The 21040-nt window shown below is 75.3% G+C and carries 16 protein-coding genes; 9 read left to right on the top strand and 7 right to left on the bottom strand.

All coding sequences use genetic code 11. The annotated features are described in order from the left end of the window. Positions 1-30: 30 nt before the first annotated feature. The 4 genes from ACFYZS_RS34585 (at position 31) to ACFYZS_RS34570 (ending at position 4041) form a co-directional block, all read left to right on the top strand. Entirely contained in the window at positions 31-1848 is a 1818-nt protein-coding gene (locus tag ACFYZS_RS34585) for a glycoside hydrolase family 15 protein (protein WP_389021602.1), read from the top strand. Between the two features lie 114 nt (positions 1849-1962). Further along, positions 1963-2967 (top strand): dihydroxyacetone kinase subunit DhaK, encoded by a 1005-nt coding sequence (dhaK, locus tag ACFYZS_RS34580; RefSeq protein WP_389021599.1) that lies wholly within the window; start codon positions 1963-1965, stop codon positions 2965-2967. A gap of 31 nt (positions 2968-2998) precedes the next feature. Continuing rightward, positions 2999-3640, top strand: a complete 642-nt coding sequence (gene dhaL / locus ACFYZS_RS34575; RefSeq protein WP_389021596.1) for a dihydroxyacetone kinase subunit DhaL — start codon at positions 2999-3001, stop codon at positions 3638-3640. Further along, positions 3637-4041, top strand: coding sequence for a PTS fructose transporter subunit IIA (locus ACFYZS_RS34570; protein ID WP_389021594.1), 405 nt, complete (start codon positions 3637-3639; stop codon positions 4039-4041). The genes dhaL and ACFYZS_RS34570 overlap by 4 nt, the downstream gene beginning before the upstream one ends. Before the next feature lie 96 nt (positions 4042-4137). On the opposite strand, the gene ACFYZS_RS34565 is transcribed toward ACFYZS_RS34570, so the two are convergent. After that, positions 4138-4566, bottom strand: a complete 429-nt coding sequence (locus ACFYZS_RS34565; RefSeq protein ID WP_389021592.1) for an RNA-binding S4 domain-containing protein — start codon at positions 4564-4566, stop codon at positions 4138-4140. Positions 4567-4700: 134 nt separating this feature from the next. Between ACFYZS_RS34565 and ACFYZS_RS34560 the strand changes: the two genes are divergently transcribed. From ACFYZS_RS34560 to ACFYZS_RS34550, 3 genes are all read left to right on the top strand, one after another. Beyond that, positions 4701-5096 (top strand): molybdopterin-binding protein, encoded by a 396-nt coding sequence (locus ACFYZS_RS34560; RefSeq protein ID WP_030157692.1) that lies wholly within the window; start codon positions 4701-4703, stop codon positions 5094-5096. A 112-nt stretch (positions 5097-5208) separates the two neighbouring features. Continuing rightward, the gene (gene modA / locus ACFYZS_RS34555; RefSeq protein WP_389021588.1) at positions 5209-6030 is read left to right on the top strand and encodes a molybdate ABC transporter substrate-binding protein; all 822 of its coding nucleotides are present in this window, start codon (positions 5209-5211) and stop codon (positions 6028-6030) included. Between the two features lie 148 nt (positions 6031-6178). After that, a complete protein-coding gene (locus tag ACFYZS_RS34550; protein WP_389021585.1) occupies positions 6179-8134 on the top strand; it encodes an ABC transporter permease in 1956 nt (651 codons plus the stop codon). Positions 8135-8211: 77 nt separating this feature from the next. Here the strand turns inward: ACFYZS_RS34550 and ACFYZS_RS34545 are convergent, their stop codons facing one another. After that, positions 8212-10926 (bottom strand): phosphodiester glycosidase family protein, encoded by a 2715-nt coding sequence (locus ACFYZS_RS34545; protein ID WP_389021583.1) that lies wholly within the window; start codon positions 10924-10926, stop codon positions 8212-8214. A gap of 199 nt (positions 10927-11125) precedes the next feature. On the opposite strand from ACFYZS_RS34545, the gene ACFYZS_RS34540 reads away from it, so the two are divergent. Beyond that, entirely contained in the window at positions 11126-12064 is a 939-nt protein-coding gene (locus ACFYZS_RS34540) for a DUF4328 domain-containing protein (protein ID WP_389021580.1), read from the top strand. A 27-nt stretch (positions 12065-12091) separates the two neighbouring features. Here the strand turns inward: ACFYZS_RS34540 and ACFYZS_RS34535 are convergent, their stop codons facing one another. Beyond that, entirely contained in the window at positions 12092-14161 is a 2070-nt protein-coding gene (locus ACFYZS_RS34535) for a SpoIIE family protein phosphatase (RefSeq protein ID WP_389021577.1), read from the bottom strand. A gap of 53 nt (positions 14162-14214) precedes the next feature. After that, on the bottom strand, positions 14215-15459 hold the full coding sequence (locus ACFYZS_RS34530) for a DUF6777 domain-containing protein (RefSeq protein ID WP_389021574.1): 1245 nt from the start codon (positions 15457-15459) through the stop codon (positions 14215-14217). A gap of 98 nt (positions 15460-15557) precedes the next feature. Here ACFYZS_RS34530 and ACFYZS_RS34525 point away from each other — a divergent pair, with 98 nt between their 5' ends. After that, the gene (locus tag ACFYZS_RS34525; protein WP_389021571.1) at positions 15558-16868 is read left to right on the top strand and encodes a streptophobe family protein; all 1311 of its coding nucleotides are present in this window, start codon (positions 15558-15560) and stop codon (positions 16866-16868) included. 84 nt (positions 16869-16952) lie between these two features. On the opposite strand, the gene ACFYZS_RS34520 is transcribed toward ACFYZS_RS34525, so the two are convergent. The 3 genes from ACFYZS_RS34520 to ACFYZS_RS34510 are packed head-to-tail and all read right to left on the bottom strand — an operon-like array spanning position 16953 to position 20974. Further along, entirely contained in the window at positions 16953-17894 is a 942-nt protein-coding gene (locus ACFYZS_RS34520) for a serine/threonine-protein kinase (RefSeq protein ID WP_389021569.1), read from the bottom strand. Next, positions 17894-18583, bottom strand: a complete 690-nt coding sequence (locus tag ACFYZS_RS34515; RefSeq protein ID WP_389021566.1) for a hypothetical protein — start codon at positions 18581-18583, stop codon at positions 17894-17896. The genes ACFYZS_RS34520 and ACFYZS_RS34515 overlap by 1 nt, the downstream gene beginning before the upstream one ends. 6 nt (positions 18584-18589) lie before the next feature. After that, a complete protein-coding gene (locus ACFYZS_RS34510; protein WP_389021564.1) occupies positions 18590-20974 on the bottom strand; it encodes an FHA domain-containing protein in 2385 nt (794 codons plus the stop codon). Between the last annotated feature and the right edge of the window lie 66 nt (positions 20975-21040).

Here is a 21040-nt window from a genome sequence, read left to right as displayed (position 1 = left end):
CGCCGCTGAGGCGTCCCGAGGAGGAGAAACATGGACCGCTACCCGCCCATCGCCGATCACGGACTCGTGGGGGACCTGCAGACCGCAGCTCTGGTGTCGTCCAGGGGCGTGGTCGACTGGTTCGCAGCGCCACGGTTCGACTCCCCCAGCATCTTCGCCTCGCTGCTCGACCATGACGGGGGCGGGCACTTCCTGCTCGCGCCGGAGAACGAGGAAGGGACGTGGAGACAGCTCTACTACCCGGACACCGCGATCGTGGTGACCCGGTTCATGTCCCCCGACGGGGTCGGCGAGACCGTCGACTACATGCCCGTCCTCCAGGGCCGCACCGCGACCGACCGGCACACCCTGGTGCGCGTGATCCGGGCGGTGCGCGGCACGGTGCGCTTCTCCCTCGAATGCCGGCCGCGTTTCGACTACGCGCGGGCGACCCACCGGCTCGACCTGGAAGACCGCACGGCGACCTTCCGGGCCCCGGGGGCGACGGCGTTCCTGCAGGCCACGTTCCCGCTCGAACGCGACGGTCAGGACGTCCGGGCCTCCATCACGCTCCAGGCGGGTGAAGCGGAGGCCGCGGTGTTCACCACCGGCGGGGAGGGCGGCACCGCGCCGGCGCCGCCGGAGCGCGAGAAGATCACCGACGAGCTCTGGGAACAGGTCGACTACTGGCAGAAGTGGGTGCGCACCTCGCGCTACCACGGCCGCTGGGCGGAGATGGTCTACCGCTCGGCCATCACGCTCAAGCTGCTCACGTACGCGCCCACCGGCGCGCCGGTCGCCGCCGCCACCATGGGCCTTCCCGAGCAGGTCGGCGGCGAGCGCAACTGGGACTACCGCTACACCTGGGTACGGGACGGCTCCCTGTCGGTACGGGCCCTGCTCGACCTCGGCTTCGTGGAGGAGGCGACCGCCTTCACCCACTGGCTGGGCGACCGCCTGCGCGCCCACGAGGGTCGGGACGGCGAGCCCCTCCAGATCATGTACCGGGTCGACGGTGACCCCAACCTGACCGAGGAGGTCCTCGAGCACTTCGAGGGCTACCGGGGCTCGTACCCCGTACGGGCCGGGAACGCGGCGATGGACCAGTTGCAGCTCGACATCTACGGCGAGGCGCTGTACGCCCTGTCCGAGGCCCGGGAGGTCGTCGTACAGGCCGACTACCAGGGATGGAAGGCCCTGTCGCGGGCCCTGGACTGGCTCGCCGACTCCTGGGACCGGCCCGACGAGGGCATCTGGGAGACCCGGGGAGGCCGCCAGGACTTCACCTACAGCCGCGTGATGTGCTGGGCCGCCTTCGACCGCGGGCTCAAGCTCGCCACCGAGTTCAGCCGCCCGGCCGACACCGCCCTGTGGACCAAGGCGCGCGACGACGTCCTCGAACAGGTCATGGAGCGCGGCTGGAGCGACAAGGAGCGTTCCCTGGTCCAGCACTACGGCAGCCACGTCCTCGACGCCTCGCTGCTACTGGTCCCCCGGGTCGGATTCCTCGCACCGAGGAGCCCGAGCTGGCTGTCCACCCTCGACGCCATGGACCGGGTCCTGGTGTCCGACAGCCTCGTCTACCGCTACGACCCCGCGGCCTCCCCCGACGGGCTCCGCGGCTCGGAGGGGACGTTCAGCCTCTGCACGTTCCTCTACGTGGACGCCCTCGCCCGCGCGGGACGGCTGCCGCAGGCCCGCTACACCTTCGAGAAGATGCACACGTACGCCAACCACGTCGGCCTGTTCGCCGAGGAGATCGGCCCCAGCGGCGAGCAACTGGGCAACTTCCCGCAGGCCTTCACCCACCTGTCGCTCATCATGGCCGCGACCACCCTGAACGACGCGCTCGACGCCGTCCGGCGCTGAACCCGCGGCCCTCCCCCGCGGCATGGCGGCCTGGTCCCGGGCATCCGGCTGCTCTACCGTCGCATCGGGCCCACCGCCCCGACGCCCACCGGCCGACCCGATCAGGAGGCACCCGTGCGGATGCTGATCAACAGTCCCGAGACCGTCGTCGCCGATGCGCTGCGGGGCATGGCGGCCGCCCATCCCGACCTGGACGTCGACGTCGAGCGGCGGGTCGTCGTACGGCGCGACGCGCGGACGGGGGGACGGGTCGGGCTGGTGTCCGGGGGCGGGTCCGGGCACGAGCCGCTGCACGCCGGGTTCGTGGGGCACGGGATGCTGTCGGCCGCGTGCCCCGGGGAGGTGTTCACCTCGCCGGTGCCCGACCAGGTGCTGCGGGCGGCGGCGGCCGTGGACTCGGGGCAGGGAGTGCTGTTCGTCGTCAAGAACTACACGGGGGACGTGCTGAACTTCGAGATGGCCGCCGAACTCGCCGAGGAGGACGGCCTGCGGGTGGAGCGCGTACTGGTCAACGACGACGTGGCGGTCACGGACAGCCTGTACACGGCGGGGCGGCGCGGCACCGGGGCCACGCTGTTCGTCGAGAAGATCGCCGGTGCGGCGGCCGAGGAGGGCGCCCCGCTGGACCGGGTCGCGGAGCTCGCCCGGCGGGTCAACGCGGCCTCGCGGAGCTTCGGGGTGGCGCTGAGCGCGTGCACGACACCGGCGAAGGGCAGTCCGACGTTCGACCTGCCCGACGGGGAGCTGGAGCTGGGGATCGGCATCCACGGCGAACCGGGCCGCGAGCGGCGGGCGATGATGCCGGCCCGGGAGATCGCGGAGGTCGCGGTGGGGGCCGTACTGGAGGAGCTCGGGGAGGTGGCTCCGGCGGACGGGCCGGTGCTGGCACTGGTCAACGGGATGGGGGCGACGCCGCTGCTGGAGCTGTACGGGTTCCACGCGGAGGTGGCGCGGGTGCTGGCGGAGCGCGGTGTGCCGGTGGCCCGGACACTGGTCGGGAACTACGTCACGTCCCTGGACATGGCGGGGTGCTCGGTGACGCTCTGCCGCGCGGACGAGGAGTTGCTGAGGCTGTGGGACGCGCCCGTCCGGACGGCTGCGCTGCGGTGGGGCTGCTGAGAAGGTGGGCGGACACGGTGAGGAGACTCAATTGCGTGACGCGGAATTCTTCCTGCGCTGGATGACGGTCGCCGGGGACGCGGTGGAGCGTGAGGCGGACCGGCTGACCGAGCTCGACTCCCCCATCGGGGACGCCGACCACGGGAGCAACCTGCTGCGCGGCTTCACGGCGGTGCGGGCGGCCCTGGCGGCGGATCCCGCCGCGAGCCCGGGGGCGGTGCTGGTGCTCGCGGGGCGGACCCTGATCTCGACGGTCGGCGGGGCGTCGGGCCCGCTGTACGGGACGCTGCTGCGGCGGACGGGCAAGGAGCTCGGGGAGGCCGCCGAGGTCTCCGACGAGGACCTGCGCAAGGCCCTGTACGCGGGGGTGGGCGCGGTGGCGCAGCTCGGCGGGGCGGCGCCGGGCGACAAGACGATGCTGGACGCGCTGGTGCCGGGGGTGGCGGCGCTCAGCGGCTCGTACCGGGCGGCGGCGGACGCGGCGGAGCACGGGGCGCGGGCGACGGTGCCGATGCAGGCCCGCAAGGGCCGGGCGAGCTACCTCGGCGAGCGGAGCATCGGGCACCAGGACCCGGGGGCGACCTCGGCGGCCCTGCTGCTGGGCGCTCTCGCGGACGTGGCGGATGCGGATACCGACACGGATACCGACACGGACACGGCGGACGCCTCGTGAGCGGGCCGGTGGTCGGCATCGTGCTGGTGTCGCACAGTGCGGCCGTCGCGCAATCCGTGGCGGCGCTGGCGCGGGGCCTGGCGGCGGGCGGCCCGGTCGTCCCGGTGGCCGCGGCCGGCGGCACCGCGGACGGCGGCCTGGGCACGGACGCGGACCGCGTCGCGGCGGCCGCGCGCGAGGTGGACGGGGGCGCGGGGGTGGCGCTCCTGGCGGACCTGGGCAGCTCGGTCCTGACGGTCAAGGCGCTGCTGGTGGAGGACGAACTGCCGGCGGGCTCCCGGCTGCTGGACGCCCCGTTCCTGGAGGGGGCGGTGGCAGCGGTGGTGGCCGCCTCGGCGGGTGCCCCCTTGGACGCGGTGGCGGCGGCGGCCGAGGAGGCGTACACGTACCGCAAGGTCTGACCCACGGGGCCGGGTCCGGGCCGGGTCCGGGCAGGACCGCCCGCCGCCCGGGCCCGTGGTCCCCCTGGTCCGGGCCCGTGGGTCCTCCGGGCCGGGTCAGCGGCCCCGGCCGCCGCCGCGGAGGGATTCGATTTCGCGGCGGTCCCGCTTCGTCGGGCGGCCCGTACCGCGGTCGCGGACGCCCACCACCTCGGCCTCGATGCGCGTCGGCGCCGGCGGGCTGTTGTCGACGAAGCATTCCGCGGCCACCGGCGCGCCCACCCGCTTCGTCACGGGCCGCTTCACCACCACGATGCGCTCGCGCCCCGCGTGGAACAGGCGTACCTCGTCCCCCGCCCGCACCACCTGCGCAGGCTTCGCCCGCTCTCCGTTGACCTTCACATGGCCCGCCCGGCAGGCGGTCGCCGCGACCGAGCGGGTCTTCGTCAGACGGACCGACCAGATCCAGGCGTCCACCCGGGCGCTTCCCGCGGCGCCCGTGGCGCCCGTGGTTCCCGTTCCCGTTCCCGTTGCTTCATCAGCCATGCCGGAACTTTAGCCAGCGGGCCCGCCTCAAGCGGAATACGTATTGGCGGAATCGCCAAGAGGCATGGCATCTGCCATGTGTATCAACCCAAGGGAATTGCAAATGCGGGACACGTGCCCCTACCTTGTCGCACATGCAGTCCTACACCATCGGACAGGCGGCGCGCCTGCTGGGCGTCAGCCCGGACACCGCCCGCCGCTGGGCCGACGCCGGCCGTGTCGCGACCCACCGCGACGACGCCGGCCGGCGACTGATCGACGGCCGCGACCTGGCCGCGTTCTCCGTGGCCGTGGGACAGGGTGCCCACACCGAGGACGAGGAGCCGTACACCTCGGCCCGCAACGCGTTCCCCGGCATCGTCACCGCCGTCAAGCTCGGAGACGTGGCCGCCCAGGTCGAGATCCAGGCAGGTCCCCACCGCCTGGTCTCCCTGCTCACCCGTGAGGCCGTCGAGGAGCTCGGACTGGAAGTCGGCATGCAGGCCACCGCCCGCGTGAAGTCCACCAGCGTGCACATCGACCGCACCTGACCTCCAGAGCACCAGCGCACGTTCCCACCCGCTCCGCCCGTCACCGGCGCGGGTCACCACCGCGCGGAACCGGCACCGGCCGGCCGCCGACCCGACCGAGGAGCACCAGCTCATGTCCCCGATCCTGAACCGCCGCAGCACCTTCGCAGCCGCGCTGACCGCCGCCCTCCTCGTGCCCGCGCTGGCCGCCTGCGGCAGCAGCGACAAGAAGGACACCGGCGCCGCGGCCTCCCCCTCGGCCGCCGCCCCCGCCTCCGCCGAGCCGAAGGCCGCGAACCTCACCGTCCTCGCCGCGTCCTCCCTCACCGATGTCTTCAAGACCGCGGGCGCCTCCTACGAGAAGGCGCACCCCGGCACGAAGGTCACCTTCTCCTTCGCCGGCTCCCAGGAGCTCGCCGCCCAGGTGAAGCAGGGCGCCCCGGCCGACGCGCTGGTCACCGCCGACACCAAGACCATGGACGGTCTGAAGGCCGAGACCAACGATCCCGCGATCATCGCCAAGAACCGCCTGGTCATCGCGGCCGGCAAGGGCAACCCGTTCAAGGTCGACGAGCTGAAGGACCTGGCCGACACCAAGATCAAGGTCGTGCTCGCCGCGCCCGAGGTCCCCGTCGGCCGCTACAGCAAGCAGATCCTCGACGCCCAGAAGATCGAGGTGAAGCCGGTCTCCCAGGAGCCCAACGTGCGCGCCGTGCTGAGCAAGGTCGAGCTCGGCGAGGCCGACGCCGGCCTCGTCTACAAGACCGACACCCTCAAGTCCGGTGACAAGGTCTCCGTCGTGGACATCCCGGACGCCGAGAACGCCGTGGCCTCCTACCCGGCCGCCAGCCTCAAGTCGTCCAAGAACGCCGAGGCCGCCTCCGCGTTCGTGGCCTGGCTGAGCAGCCCCGAGGCGCACAAGATCCTCCAGGACGCGGGCTTCCAGAAGGCGTAACCGGCACCGCGGCCGGCAAGGGAGGGACTGCCTGGTCCGGGGGGACGGGCAGTCCCTCTCGGCGTGTCCCCGCCGACGCGCCGCGCTCCTCGCAGTCCCGTACTCCCCGTACTCCCCGGCCCCCCGTACGCTGCAGCCAGGAATCCAGATGAGCAGAGACCGCACCCGCACCCGGCCCCCCGTGACCCTCGCGCTGCCCGCGCTGCTCGCCGTCGCGTTCCTGCTGCTGCCCCTCGTCGGCATCCTCAGCCGCACCCAGTGGAGCGAGCTCGGTACCCACCTCACCAGCCCGGGCGTGGTCGAGGCGCTGCGCCTGTCGCTCTTCGTCTCCCTGTGGGCGCTCGGGCTCTCGCTGCTCCTCGGTGTGCCGCTGGCCTGGATGCTGGCCCGGGTGCCGTTCAAGGGGAAGGCCTTCGTCCGCTCACTGGTGCTGCTCCCGATGGTGCTGCCGCCGACCGTCGGCGGTGTGGCGCTGCTGCTGGGATTCGGCCGGCGCGGACTGCTCGGGCCCTGGCTGGAGGGCACGTTCGGGGTCACGCTGCCGTTCCACACGTCGGGGGCCGTCGTGGCGGCCACCTTCGTCGCCATGCCCTTCCTCGTCATCAGCCTGGAGGGCGCGCTCGGCGGCCTCAAGCAGAGCTACGAGGAGACCGCCGCCTCCCTCGGCGCCCCGCCGGTCCGGGTGTTCTTCACCGTGACCCTGCCGATGGTGGCGCCCGGCCTGATCGCGGGCGCCGCGCTCACCTGGGCGCGCGCGCTCGGCGAGTTCGGCGCGACCATCACCTTCGCGGGCAACCTGCCGGGCACCACCCAGACCCTGCCGCTCCAGGTGTACCTGCTGCTCCAGGACGAGCCGGAGGCCGCCACCTCCGTCTCGCTGCTGCTGCTCGTGATCGCCATGGCCGTACTGATCGCCCTGCGCGGCCGCTGGACCGGGACCCCCGTCGCCGCCAGGCCCGCCGAGGCGCCGGGGCCGGCGGACGAGACGGCGGCCGCGGCTCCCGAGGCCGAGCGGATGCCGGACGCGCCGGTGGCGGCGGACGTGTCCACCGGTCCCGCCGACGGCGGCCACTGGCCGCTGCACGCCACCGTCACCGGCTTCAACGAGCTCACCCTGGACGCCGATCCCGGCACCACCATCGCCGTCGTCGGCGAGAACGGCGCCGGCAAGACCACCCTGCTGCGCGCCCTCCTCGGCCTCACCCCGCGCGCCCACGCCGAGCTCCGGCTCGGGGACACCGACGTCACCGCACTGCCCCCGCACCAGCGGCAGGTCGCCTGGGTCCCGCAGGACGGGGCCCTGTTCCCGCACCTGAGCGCGCTGGCCAACACCGCGTACGGGCTGCGCGCCCGCGGGGTGCCGCGCGCCGAGGCCCGCCGCGAGGCGCAGTCGTGGCTGGACCGGCTCGGCGTCGGCCACCTCGCCGCCCGCAAGCCCGCGCAGCTGTCCGGCGGGCAGGCCCAGCGCGTGGCCCTGGCCCGCGCGCTGGCCGCCCGGCCCCGCCTGCTGCTGCTCGACGAACCGCTGGCCGCCCTCGACCAGACCACCCGGGCCCGCGTCCGGCACACCCTGCGCACCCACCTGGCCGGCTTCGGCGGAGTCTGCCTGATCGTCACGCACGACCCCGTCGAGGCCGTATCGCTCGCCGACCGGGTCCTCGTCCTCGCCGACGGGCGCACCCTCCAGGACGCCCCGCCCGCCGAGGTCACCCGTCATCCCCGCTCCCCCTGGGTGGCCCGGATGCTCGGCCGCAACGCCTGGTCCGGCACCGTGTCGGCGGACGGTCTCGTACTCGCCACCGGGGGCCGGCTGGTGGTGGCGGAGGCGCTGCCCGAGGGGTCCCGTGCGCTGGCGATCATCGGCCCCGAGGCGGTGTCGGTGCACCGCGAGCGCCCGACCGGCAGCCCGCGCAACGTCTGGCAGGGCTCCGTACGGGAGATCACCGCGGTCGGCAGCCGGCTGCGCGTACTGGTCGGCTCGGCCGAGGCCCCCGACCTGGTCGCGGAGATCACCCCGGAGGCGGCGGCCGAACTGGGCCTGGTCGACGGCACGAAGGTATGGACGAGCGTGAAGGCGACGGAGGTCACGCTCGTCGAGCTGTAGGGCCGTCGGACCCGTGGAGCCGTGGAGCCGTGGAGCCGTGGAGCTCTACAGCTCTACAGCTCTGCGAGTGCGGCGCTCTACCGCGCGTGGCGGACGGCGAGCCAGTCCCCCCGGGCGAAGGGCTCGACGCCGATCAGGGTGCGGCCGGTGCGGGGGGCGGTGACCGACAGGACGCCCTCGGAGCGGTCGGCGGTGAACTCCGGTGCGCCGAGGGTGAGGACGGCGGTCCGTTTGCCGGTGGTGCGCCGGAACTCGGCGAGCAGACGCCCCGTCAGGGCCGCTTCCTTGCGGTCCACGGCGGCCGGCGCGTACGCCCGTACGACGGCCAGCGCGCCCGTGCCCGGCTCCCGGGCGGCGGCCGCCAGGGCATCGCGCAGCGCCCGCATCCGCGACAGACCGCCTCCCCCCACGGTGGGCTCGGCGGTGTCGAGGGACAGGAACCGCACGCCGCGGTGCACGAACGCCGGCTGGTCGGTGCCGGTCAGCACGAAGTCGGCACCGGGGTCGCCGCCCCCGACGGCGAAGCGCCAGGGCCGCGCCCGGACCCCGGCCTCGGTGGCCACGATCGGATCCCGGACCACGGGCACGGCGGCGGGCCCGGTCGGCGGGGTCCTGGCGCCGAGGGTGTCGAGCCCGAGCCGTCCGGGGCGGGTCCCCGCCACCGCCGAGAGCCGGGTCACGGTGAGCGGGGGCTGCGCGGTGGCCGGGAGCGGAAGGGTCACCTCCCGCCAGCCGGTCCAGTCCACGACGGGCCCGGGCAAGGTGACGGCGGCCCCGTCGGCGTCGGCCAGTTCCACCGCGGGCCGGGCCCCGGAGCCGTCGCCGCCGACCCAGAGCGTGAGCGCCCGGGCCGGCTCCGGCACGGGCAGTGGCCGCGGCGGGACCGCGCTCCCCCGCACCCCCGCCCCGGGCAGCTCCAGGGCGAGCCCCGCGCCCGGATGCCCCTCCGCAACGGAAGCACCCGGTCCGCTCCAGGCCCCGGCATCCGCCAGATCGGTGAGCGGCAGGGTCACCAGCCCGACGCCGAGGGCGATGTCCGCGGTTGCCCCGGAGGCGGCGGACACACCGGAGGCGGCGGCCGCACCCGCAGGCCGGACCGTGGCCCGCAGCCGCCCCGTGGCCTGCCGGACGAGGGCGGTGACGGTGAAGCCCCCTCGGCCGTCTTCGGCGACGCTCCACTGCGACCGGTCGAACTCCAGGGACACGTCCCGGGGTTCCACGGCGGCGGCCGCGCCCTGGGCGTCGTGGCCGGTCAGCCGGAATCCCGCCGTCTCCCCCTGCTCCGCGAGACCGATCCGGGCCTGCGTGGGCCGGATCCGGGTCAGCGGGCCCAGCACCTCAAGCGGGAGCGCACCGTGCGCCGTCGCGCGCCGGGCGTGCGCCGTCGCACGGCCGGGGCGCACGGCGTGGAACACCCCGGTGGGATCGACCCTGCCGGCTCCCTCCCCGGACCACACCGGCGCGCCCTCGGCCGGCCCCAGCAGCGCGTCGTACCCGGTGGCCGAGAGGGTCCGGGTGAGTCCGGGGAAGACCCGGGTGAAGTCCTCGGTGGCGCCGCCGACGGGTTCGACCCGGTACCCGGCGGTCCGGCCGGAGCCCTTCGGGACCGTGAGGACCAGCCCGTTGGGCACGGGCCGGAGCCGTCCGTCGGACGGGGAGTTCTCCAGGACCAGTGCGCTCGCGCCGCTCTGCCCGGCGAGCAGGGTCGTGGAGCCGCCGCCGTCCAGGTTCAGGGCCTCGTACGCGCCGAGCCGGTGCATCAGCCGGCCCAGGGCGGTCAGGGTGAGGCCGCCGCTGTCCCGCTGGCGGCCGTCCACGGTGAGGATCCGCAGCAGCCGCCCGTCCCGCGAGAACCCGACGGCCGTGCGCGGGGCGGCGGTGTTGTTCGGCTCGCCCTCGTGGTCCTGCGGGACGCCCGCCACCACGAGGGGCTCGCGCCCGCCGACGGCCGCCACGGGGACGGGACCGGCGTCCGGGACGGCCCGGGCGGAGACGGCCACGGCGTCCCCGGGCCGCAGGGCGGCGAGTTCGGCCGCGACCGCACTGTCCCCGGCGGCCGCCGCCAGCAGGGTGGTGCCGGGTGCGGGGCGCTGCCGGCGGCCCGGCGCACGTCCGGCCGGGGCGGCCTCGGAAGCGGCGGAGGCGGCGGCCGTGACCCGGCCGTCCCGGACCGCCACCGCCGTCCCCAGCGCGGGCAGCTCCGTCCCCGGCCAGTCGGCGGTGTAGGCGGACAGGCCCCCGGCGGCCGGCCGCGCCGCGTTGTAGCCGGCCAGCGGGCGCACCGCGCCGCCGGGCAGGGCGACGCCCCCGGCGAGGCCGAGGCGCAGCACCCGGCCCCTGCCGTCGGCGCCGAACCCGACGGCCGGCGCCGCGCCGGGTCCCGGCACCGCGGAGTGCAGCAGCCGGCCGCCGCCCAGACCGGGGCCGAGCGGCGCGCCCGTACCCCGGATGTCGAAGAAGTCGCCGTTCACGGCGGCGACCACGCGCCGGCCGGGCCCCGCGGGATGGCGGGCGGCGGACTCGGCGACGGTGGCCGGGCCGCGGCCGCCCAGGTACTCGGCGCGCACCCCGCCGCTCCCGCCGAGGTCGACGAGGAGCTCGTCGATCCGCAGCCAGCGGTCGGCCTCCAGCCGGTCGTACGATTCCAGCCGGATCCCGGGGGCGAGCTGACGGCCCGTACGGGCGGTCTCGATCCCGTCGGACCCCGCGGCGGTGGCCTCCGCGGGGGTGGCGGCGGGGGCGACGAGGACGGCGGCGAGCAGGACGGGCAGCAGCGGACGCAGGCTCAGCACCCAGGCAGGATCGGCCACTCGGCCCGCCCCGGACGGGCACTGCCGCCCGTGCCCCGCGGATTCAGCCATTCGCCCGTCGTCCGGCCCCGGATAAGGATTTGGCGGCCGGATGCCCGGCTGGCAAGGTTCGAGCGTGCCCGCCGCAGGTCAGCGGGCATCCGCATCTCCGAAGCATGTTCCCGTGGGGGGTACGTACCGCATGTCCTTGAACGAGCCGCAGGGCCCGCCGACTCCGCCTCCGGCCGAACCGCCCGCCGCGGCCCCGGCCGAAGCCCCGGCGGCGTCGCAGCCCCCGGCACCGGCACCGGAACAGCCGCCCGCCGCGCAACCGCAGCCCCACCCGGCGCAGGCGTATCCGGCTCAGCCCTACCCCGCCCAGCCGTACGCCGGACAGCCGTACGCCGGACAGACCCAGCCCGGGTACCCCGGCACCCCGTACCCCGGCATGCCGTACGCCGCCCCGTGGCCCCCCGCCGACGTGCTGCGCTCCCCGCGCGGCCTGGCGGTCGCCGTCACCGCGCTGCTCGGGGTCGCCGCCGCGGTCAACCTGTTCTCGGCGGCCGTCAGCGGGTACGTCTTCTCGCTCATGAAGCGCCTGGCGGCCGACCCGGCGGATGTCGGCGACGACACGCTCGACCGGTCGGACGTCCTGACCGCGGTCGCCGGCTCCCTCCAGTTCCTGATCCTGCTGGCGACGGCGGTCGTCTTCATCATCTGGTTCCACCGGGTCCGCGTGAACGGCGAGATCATGCGCCCCGACGCCTTCTCCCAGACGCGCGGCTGGGCCATCGGCGGCTGGTTCATCCCGCTGGGCAACCTGTTCCTGCCGTACCGGACGGCCAAGGAGATCTGGACCGCCAGCACCCAGCTGGCACCGGACGGCTCCTTCCGCGCGGTCTCCGCCGCACCCGTCAACGCCTGGTGGGCCGTGTGGGTCGTCTCGGCCTTGTCCGACCGGGTGTTCAGCACCATGTACGGGCGGGCCGAGACCCCCGAGGCCCTGCGCGATGCGTCCGCCGTGGGGATGGTCACCGACCTGGTCACGGTCGCCGCGGCCGTCCTCGCCATCGTCTTCGTCCGCAAGCTGACGGCCATGCAGACCACGAAGGCCCAGCAGGGACCGTACGCGGCGGTCTGATCCGCCGCCCGGCAGCGCCCCCTCGACTCACGGCGCCACCGCATGCCCCGGGACGGCGAACTCGCACCACACGCTCTTCCCGCCGCCCCGGGGCTCCACGCCCCATTCCTCCGCCAGCCGGTCCACGAGCAGCAGGCCGCGCCCCGACACCGCCCAGTCGCCCGCCTCGCGCCGGTGCGGCAGGGCGCTGCTGGTGTCCTCGACCTCGATCCGGATCCGGCCCTCCGGGGTCAGCCGTACGTTGACGTGGCCGCCGCCGTCGGTGTGCACGAGGGCGTTGGTCATCAGCTCGTCCGCCGCCAGTTCGATCTCGTCGGCCCGCTCCCGGGCTCCCCACGCGGACACCGCCGCGCGGATCAGGTGGCGGGCCGTAGCCGGGCCCTCGGGGTCGCCGGGGTGGAGCGGCAGGCGCAGCGGGCCCCCGCCGCGCGCGGCGGGGGTGCCGCGGCGGCGCAGCAGGAGCAGGGCCATGTCGTCGCCGACGCCCGCGTCGCCGACGAGGTCGCACAGGACGTCGGCCAGCTCCTCGACGTCCACCGGCCCGTGGCTCACGGCCTCCATGAGCTCCCGCATCCCTGCCTCGGGGGCGTCGTCCGGCCGTTCGAGCAGGCCGTCCGTGCACAGCACCAGGGTGTCGCCGGGGTGCAGTTCGAGGCTGGTGACGGGGTAGCCGGAGCCGACGCCCGACCCGTCGCGCGGCGGCAGTCCGAGCGGGAGTCCGCCCGCCACCGGGACGCGGTGGCAGCTGCCGTCGCCGCGCCGCACCACCGGATCGAGGTGGCCGGCGCGGACCAGCTGGAGCATGCCGGTGTTCAGGTCCACCTCGGCGTACGTACAGGTGGCGAACCGCTCCGTCTCCAGCTCCCGCAGGAAGGTCGAGGCCCGCGCCATGGCCGTGCCGGGGGTGTGCCCCTCGGCCACGTACGCCCGCAGGACGATCCGCAACTGGCCCATGACGGCCGCCGCGTCCGTGTCGTGCCCCTCCACGTCGCCGATCATCACCCCGACGCGGCCCTCGCCGAGCGGGACCACGTCGTACCAGTCCCCGCCGATGTCCCGCCCCATCCGGGCGGCCCGGTACCGTACGGCGATCCGCGCGCCCGGCACCTCCGGGATCCGGCGCGGCAGCATCGCCCGCTGCAGGCCCTCCGCGAGGTCGTGCTCCTGCTCGAACAGGATGGCCCGCTGGAGGCTCTGCGCGATGCCGCTGCCGAGTGCGACGAGGAGGTTCCGCTCCTCGGCGGTGAAGTCCCCGTCCCGCTGGTACAGCAGCCCGAGCGCGCCGACGGCCCGGCCCTGTGCGATCAGCGGCAGGTAGACGCCGCTGCGCACGGACAGCGGCTCGATGTACGGCCAGAGCGCCGGGTAGCCCTCCTGGAACTCCTCGCGCGAGGCGATGAACACCGGCTGGAGGTTGCGTACGGCCTCGCTCATCGGCAGCCGCGCGTCGATGCGGGTGTACTCGATCTCCGGGACGTAACTGCCGAGCTGCCCCTCCGCGACGAGGTGGATGCGTCCGCCGTCGACGATGCCGAGCATCACGCTGACCGCGCCGAGGTGGCCGAGGGCCTCGGGGTCCTTGAGGACGTCGGTCACGTCGTTGACGGTGCGGGCGTGGGCGAGGATCGCGCTGGTCCGCTCGACGACGCCGGTCATCCGGCGGCGCCCCTCGGCCTGCTCCCCGCCCGCGCCTGGCTCGCCCGGATCGTGGACGGCGTCGCGCAGGATCCCGATGACGCGGTACGGGCGGCCGTTGGCCTCGCGCAGGATGTGGCCCTGGATGTGGGTCCAGACCAGGGTTCCGTCGCGCAGCCGGGTCCGTACGTACGCCCCGTAGTGGCTGCGGCCGTCCTTGAGCGCCTGTGCGACCCGGGCGTCGAGCCGGGCCGCCTCGCCGGGCGGCACCCGTACCCGCAGCCCCTCGGGGGTGCCCGTGAACTCCTCCGGGCGCAGGTCGAGGACCTCGAGGGCGGTGGGATCCAGATGCATCTGCCCACTGTCGAGGTCCCAGTCGAAGGTGCCCATGCGGTTGAGCGCGAGGCTCATGTCCGGCTGCGCGGGCCAGTCGACCTCGGGGCTCGCTCCCCTTTCGGCCATGCAGCCAGGGTCTCACCGTTCCCGCAGGCGTGCCCGCACAAGCCGCCCGCCGCTCAGCCGGGGCCCCGGGCGGACGGGGCGGCGGAGTCCGGCGGGTACACGACCGCGGGCTTCGACGCCGGCTTCGAGGCCGGCGTCGAGGCCGGCTCGGATGCGGGCGCGGACGAGGGCGGAGGCGGGGAGGGGGGCGGAGAGGACGGCGGGGAAGGCGGCGGGGCCGAGGACAGCGACGGCGACGGCGGCCCGTCCGGGGTGTGCGAGGCGGGCGGCGGGCTCGGGGGCTCCGCGGAGGTCGCGGGGGCGGGGTGCGAAGGCGTGGGCTCCGCGGGCGGGAGCACCGGCGGCGGCACGGGCTTGTCGTGCTTGCCCTGGTGGTCGCCCCGGCCCCGCTCGAACCAGCGCCGGTCCTGGTGGTCGTAGATCACGAACTCGTGGACGACCGTCGCCGAGGGCGCGATGACCACCACCTTCGACGGCTCGTACGAGCTCCACGGCTGCCCGCGCCGCTGCGGGTCGGCCGCCAGCGCCACCGGGGCCCCGAGCGGGTTGCCGCACGCGCACCGCACCCGCGGCACCCCCCGCTCGTCGACCAGTACCGCCGTACCGGCCTGCAGCACCGCCTGGAAGGCGGTGGCCCGCCCGTCGCGGTAGCCGTGGTTGGTGACCCGGGTGTCCGTGCGCAGCTGCACCGGGGTGAGCGCGCGCAGGTAGCCGGGGACGGACTCCGGCCGGATGCCGAGCGCGGAGGCGAAGGCTCCGTTCTTGGCGGGCTGGGCGGTCAGCACCCGGACCTGCTGCTCGACATCGCAGCTCGCCACCGACAGGGTGCCGCCGTACAGGCCCGGCGCCGAACCGCTGATGGTGCGCGTGGCGGTGGTCCCGGGCGTGGCGCTGCGCGCCGAGGGCGCCGGACTCCGCGGCGGCGGTACGGCCTCCTGTACGGCGGTGGACTCGGTGAAGGGGTCCGGGCCGGTGGCGGAGGCCGGCTGGAGGAAGACCTCCCCGCGGGCGGAGGGGGAGCCGCCGGGCCGGGTCAGCACCACGGCCAGGACCACGGCGGCCGCCACCGCGACGACGGCGGTGACCAGCCGGGGTACGGACCGCCACCAGGGCCCCTTGCCCGGTGACCCGGGTGGCGGGCCCCCGGCCGGTGGAGCGGGTGGCGGAGTCGGCGGCGGGTCCTGCCGCCCGCCCGAGAGGGGGCCGGACGGGGGACCGCTGGGGCGCGGGCCGGGCGGCCGCGAGGACTGCGTGGGCCGCTGCGGCTCCTGGCCTGGGCCGGAAGGTTGCGTGGTCACGGGCTCTTCTTCCCAGGCGGCGGAGTTCCGGTCCCTGCGGACCATTGTGTGCGTCGTCCCGGTGGTGGCCGCAAGCCGAGCGTGCCTACGGTTGCAGCGTGAGCGTGAGCAGTCCGTCGTCACCGCGTCCGGCATCACCGCGTCCGGCATCCGGGATCTCGGCGCGGGCCTGGCGGGACGCCCTCGTCGCCGTCGTCGCGGGCTTCGTGGTGATGGCCGCCGTCGCCGCGGCCGGTCTGGCCTGCGCGGGGGCGACCGGGCTGCCGGGCGGGGCGTTCCCCCGGGTGGTCGCGGCGGTCGTCGTGATGGCCGCCGGCGGGTCGGTGGAGGTGACGGGCGGGGCGGGCTTCCTGGCCGAGGCCGACGCGAGCCTGTCCGTGATCCCGCTCTCGGTGAGCCTGGCCGGGGCGCTGACGGCCGGCCCCCTCTTCCTGCGTCCCCTGCACAACCGGGCGGTGGCCCGGCCGGTGGAACTCCTGGCCCGGGCCGGCCCGCTGGTCGTGCTGTGGCTGCTCGCCCTCACCGGCGCCGCGCTCCTCGCCCGCCACTCCTTCGGGATCGCCACCGGCGACTCCCCGGTGGCCGACCTCGGCGAGCTCCTCGACGCCTCCCCGAAGGTCGGCTTCCGGGCCGCCCTGCCCGCCACCCTCGGCTTCGGACTGCTGTGGATCCTGGGCCTGCTGCTGATCGCCCTGCTGGTCTCGCGCCGTGCGCCGCTCCCGGCCCGGCTGGTCCGCTTCCACACGGCGGTGCGGCCCGCCGCCTTCGCCACCGTGGCGCTGCTCCTCGCGTACGTGGCCCTCGGCGTCGGCGTCGGTCTCGTGGTGGCCGCCACCCAGGGGCACCCGGACCGGACCTTCGCCGTGATCCTGCTCGGCCTGCCGAACCTGGCCTGGCTCGCGCTCACCCTGGGCCTCGGCGGAGCCTGGGAGGGCAAGGCCGAGGGGCCGTTCGGGCTCCCGATGCCGCAGCTGCTGGACGAGGTGCTGCGCGGGCCCGAGCTGTCCCGGGTCGACGTGGCCTCGCTCGCCGAGCGGGATTCCCGGGCCTGGTGGCTGGTGGCCGTCGCCGCCGTCTCGCTGCTCGCCACGGGCTTCCTGGCCGCCGTACGCTCCCCGGCCGGGGTCCGCGCCTGGCAGCACGCGCTGCACCTGGGCGTGGCCCTCGCGCTCGCCGCCCTGACGGTGTGCCTGCTGGCCGGTGTCGAGGCCCGGTTCGGGCTGTCGCTGCTGGGCATCGGGGACGTCGGCGGGCTCGGCGGGAAGGTGGAGCTGCGGCCGGTGCTGTGGCGGAACGTGGGCCTCGCCCTGCTCTGGGGCGCCCTCGCGGGCTTCCTCGGCGCGCTGCTGGCCCGGCCCGTGCACCGCCGCGGTCTCGTCGGAAAGCCGCCCGCGGCCGCCGGAGGATGACCGTACGTTTCAGCCGGGGTCCCCGGGGGTGTCCGCAAAGTCCCGCCTGCCCCGCGGCGCACGGCGCTACTTTGCGGACACCCCCTACCCCGCGCCCCGGAACACCGGCAGTGCCCAGCGCGGCGGCGGGGGTACGGCGCCGGGCGGCGGGGCCGCCTCCGCTCCGGCCCTGCGCAGCGCCCCGGTGAACTCCAGACAGCTGCTCCACCGGTCGTCCGGTGATTTGGCCAGGGCCTTCGCCAGCACCTCGTCGACCGCCGCGGGCAGACCGGGGCGCCGCGAACTCACCGCGGGCGGCGGGTCGAACTGGTGGGCCCACAGCAGCGCCATGTCGTCGTCCCGCCGGAAGGGCGGGCTCCCGGTCAGCGTCTCGTACACGACGCAGCCCAGGCTGTAGACGTCGCAGCGGGCGTCGACCGGCTTGCCTGAGATCTGTTCGGGCGCCACGTAGTCCAGGGTGCCGACGAACTGCCCGACGCTCGTGAACCCGGTCAGCGACAGCGACTTCTTCGTCAGCCCGAAGTCCGTCAGGTACACGTGCTCGGGGTGCTCGCTGTCCGTCCCCTCCGCGACCAGGATGTTCCCCGGTTTCACGTCCCGGTGCACCAGGTCGTGGGCGTGCGCCGCGTCCAGCGCCGAGGCCACCTGGCCCGCGATCCGGGCGGCGGTCTCCACCGGCAGCGGCCCGGTGCGGTCCAGCAGGGCGCGCAGGTCCTGCCCGGGGACGTACCGCATCGCGATGTACAGCAGCCCGTCGGTCTCGCCCGCCTCGAAGACCGGGACGATGTGCGGATGGTCGATGGCCGCGGCGACCTTCGACTCGTGGGCGAAGCGCTGCCGGAAGACGTCGTTGCGGGCGAGTTCGGGGGCCAGCAGCTTCAGGGCGACCGGCCGGTCCAGCCGCAGGTCCCGGGCCAGGTAGACGACCGCCATGCCGCCGCGGCCGATCTCGCTCTCCACCAGGTATCCGGCGATCCGCTTCCCGCGCAGGTCGGAGGGGCGCCCGCCCAGGGGTTCGGCGGCCATCACCGCCCTCCGCCCTCGGGCGGGGTCACGATCCGCGTGGGCTCGTGTCCGGCGTCCCGCCCGGCCGCCGCGCCGCGCGCCGGGTCCGCCCGTACGCCGGCCGCGGCCCCGCGGTCCTCCGGCCCGGGCGGCTCCGGCGACTCCGGCTCCGGCTCCGGCTCCGGCGGCTGCTGCGGCTCCGCCGGGTCGCCGGGGCCCTCGCCGACCGCGTACGTCACGAGGCCGGTGCCGTCGCCGTACAGCCAGCGCCCGCCGGCCTCCTCGTACAGCCAGACGGACTCCCCGTCGATCACGATGCCCGCCCGCAGCCCCCGGGTCGCCTCCCGGAAGGCCTCGGTGCCGGTCCGCCCCGCGGCCAGGTCCGCGGCCGCCCGCCGGTAGCGCTCCAGGGCCTCGGCCGCGTGCGCGAGCAGCGGCAGCGGGTCCTCGGCGCGCTCGGGCGGCCGGCCGCCCGCCGGCGGGGGCGGCTCGGGTACGGGGACCAGGAGCCGCCCGTCCACCCAGGCCGACCAGCCGTTGGCGCACAGGATCTCCCCCCACTCCGCGCGCCGGGACAGCAGCTGCACGGGCAGGAAGGGGTCCAGGGCCGCGGTGGGCCGGGAGAGGTCGGGCCCCTCCCAGGCGGGCAGCCCCTCCCGGGGGACCACGTGGGTGGGGTGGAAGTCGGCGGGTCCGGCCGTACTGGTCATCGGCGGCTACTTCCGCATGATCGCGGGCTCGTGGCGGCGCAGCAGCCGCAGGACCAGCACCCCGAACAGGACGGACAGGGCGACGAGCATCCCCATGTCCAGCAGCCACACCCCGGCGCTGTGCGCGAAGAGCGGGTCGTCCGTGATCTTCCCGGGCACGATCGCGCCGAGGTCGATGGTCGCGGCCATGGCGCCGAGCGCCCAGCGGGACGGCACCAGCCAGGCCAGCTGTCCGATCACGGGTACGCCGTCCAGCTGGAGCAGCGCCCCGCAGAAGACGACCTGGACGATGGCGAGGAGGACCAGCAGCGGCATGGTGACCTCCTCCTTGCGGACCAGGGCGGAGACCAGCAGCCCGAGCATCATCGCGGTGAAGGACAGCAGGGCGACGGCGAGGGTGATCTCGACCAGGGGCGGCATGAGGACGCCCTGGCCGCCGGGGGCGTTGGTGTCCACCCCGTACAGGCCGACCAGGGTCAGCACCACGGCCTGGGCGACGGTGATGGCGCCCAGCACCAGCACCTTGGACATCAGGTAGGCGGATCTCGACAGGCCGACGGCGCGTTCGCGCTGGTAGATGACGCGTTCCTTGACCAGCTCGCGCACGGCGTTGGCGGCGCCGGTCAGCACGCCGCCGACGCACAGGATGAGCAGTGCGTTGATCGCGGTCTCCGCCGTGAGGGTGCTGCCGGCGAGGGCCCGGGCCATGGCGCCCATGACGAACGGCAGCGCGATCATGATGGCGAGGAACGTGCGGTCCGCACTGAGCGCGGCGGCGTAGCGGCGCATCAGGGTGGACAGCTGGGAGCCCCAGCTCTGGGCCTTGGGCGGCGGGGCGGCGAAGGCGGCCGCCGCGGACCGGTCCTCCGCGGGCAGCGGCTGCCGCGCGGCGTTCCGTACGTACCTGCCGTACTGCGGGGAGGCGCGGTACTCCCCCGCCCAGTCCCGGTCCCGCTCGTTCTCGAAGGCTTCGAAGGCCTCGGGCCACTGCTCGTAGCCGAAGAAGCCGAGGGTCTCCTCGGGCGGCCCGAAGTAGGCGATGCGCCCGCCCGGGGCGAGGACCAGCAGCCGGTCGCAGACGTCGAGGCTGAGCACGCTGTGGGTGACGACGATGACGGTGCGGCCGTCGTCGGCGAGGCCTCGCAGCATGTGCATGACCGAGCGGTCCATGCCGGGGTCGAGCCCGGAGGTGGGTTCGTCCAGGAAGAGCAGGGAGGGCTTGGTCAGCAGTTCGAGGGCGACGGAGACGCGTTTGCGCTGGCCGCCGGAGAGGCTGTGGATGGGCTGGTCGGCGCGCTGCCCGAGGCCGAGTTCGCCGATCACCTCGTCGACGCGGGCCTGGCGTTCGGCGCGGGCGGTGTCCTGCGGGAAGCGCAGTTCGGCGGCGTAGGCGAGGGCGCGGCGGACGGTGAGCTGGGCGTGCAGGATGTCGTCCTGGGGGACGAGGCCGATGCGGCTGCGCAGTTCGGCGTAGTCGCGGTACAGGTCGCGGCCGTCGTAGAGGACGGTGCCGTGGTCGGCGGGGCGCAGCCCGGTGAGGGCGCCGAGGAGCGTGGACTTGCCGGCTCCGCTGGGGCCGACGACGGCGAGCAGGCATTTGGCGCCGACGGGGAAGGAGACGCCGTCGAGCAGGGTCTTGCGGCCGTGGTCGACGGCGACGGCGAGGTCCTGGACGTCGAGGGAGACCTCGCCGGTGTCGACGTACTCCTGGAGCTGGTCGCCGACGAGGCACAGGGCGGTGTGGCCGATGCCGATGATGTCGCCCTCGGTGACGGGGGCGCGGTCGGTGCGGGTGCCGTTGAGGAAGGTGCCGTTGTGGCTGCCGAGGTCGGCGATCTCGTACGTGCCGTCGGCGAGGGCGCGCAGTTCGGCGTGGCGGCGGGAGACGACGAGGTCGTCGATGACGAGGTCGTTGGCGGGGGCGCGGCCGATGGTCACGGCGGTACGGGCGGGCAGCGGGCGCACGGTGGTGGGCCGGCGGAAGGTGCCGGTCAGGGCCGGCTGCGACACCGATGACGGCTGGGCGCCGAGGCTCCCGGCGGCCGGGGCGGCGGGGGCCGGGGCCGGTGGGGCCGGGCCGAGCAGCAGGGCGCGCGGGCCGTCGGTGGCGGCGCCGAAGCGGAGTTCGCTGCCGGCGCCGACGCTCCACGCGTGGATGCGGTGGCCGTCGGCCCAGGTGCCGTTGGTGCTGTCCTCGTCCTCCACGGTCCAGTGGTCGCCGTCGGGGCGCAGGATCGCGTGGTGCCAGGAGACGCGGGCGTCGTCGAGGCAGATCTCGCAGAGGGGGTCGCGGCCGACGTGGTACGTCCGGCCCGGGACCATCGCGGTGGTGCCGGCGTCGGTTTCCAGGACGAGCTCGGGCGCGGTCGGCACGCCGGGGCGCTGGGCCATGTGCAGATTTTCCCACGATCCGCCCGGCTCGGCAGGGATCTACATCGTCGCAGGTCAGCGGCCTCT

The sequence above is a fragment of the Streptomyces sp. NPDC001903 genome (assembly GCF_042891345.1).
GTDB lineage: Bacteria > Actinomycetota > Actinomycetes > Streptomycetales > Streptomycetaceae > Streptomyces.
This window is presented reverse-complemented; position numbering and strand designations above follow the sequence as displayed.

What these genes read in the sequence shown, in the direction of transcription:
- ACFYZS_RS34585 (WP_389021602.1), top strand. Translation starts at nt 31, where the DNA reads ATGGACCGCTACCCGCCCATCGCCGATCACGGACTCGTGGGGGACCTG.
- ACFYZS_RS34565 (WP_389021592.1), bottom strand. Translation starts at nt 4,566, where the DNA reads ATGGCTGATGAAGCAACGGGAACGGGAACGGGAACCACGGGCGCCACG.
- ACFYZS_RS34560 (WP_030157692.1), top strand. Translation starts at nt 4,701, where the DNA reads ATGCAGTCCTACACCATCGGACAGGCGGCGCGCCTGCTGGGCGTCAGC.
- modA (WP_389021588.1), top strand. Translation starts at nt 5,209, where the DNA reads ATGTCCCCGATCCTGAACCGCCGCAGCACCTTCGCAGCCGCGCTGACC.
- ACFYZS_RS34550 (WP_389021585.1), top strand. Translation starts at nt 6,179, where the DNA reads ATGAGCAGAGACCGCACCCGCACCCGGCCCCCCGTGACCCTCGCGCTG.
- ACFYZS_RS34540 (WP_389021580.1), top strand. Translation starts at nt 11,126, where the DNA reads ATGTCCTTGAACGAGCCGCAGGGCCCGCCGACTCCGCCTCCGGCCGAA.
- ACFYZS_RS34535 (WP_389021577.1), bottom strand. Translation starts at nt 14,161, where the DNA reads ATGGCCGAAAGGGGAGCGAGCCCCGAGGTCGACTGGCCCGCGCAGCCG.
- ACFYZS_RS34520 (WP_389021569.1), bottom strand. Translation starts at nt 17,894, where the DNA reads ATGGCCGCCGAACCCCTGGGCGGGCGCCCCTCCGACCTGCGCGGGAAG.
- ACFYZS_RS34515 (WP_389021566.1), bottom strand. Translation starts at nt 18,583, where the DNA reads ATGACCAGTACGGCCGGACCCGCCGACTTCCACCCCACCCACGTGGTC.
- ACFYZS_RS34510 (WP_389021564.1), bottom strand. Translation starts at nt 20,974, where the DNA reads ATGGCCCAGCGCCCCGGCGTGCCGACCGCGCCCGAGCTCGTCCTGGAA.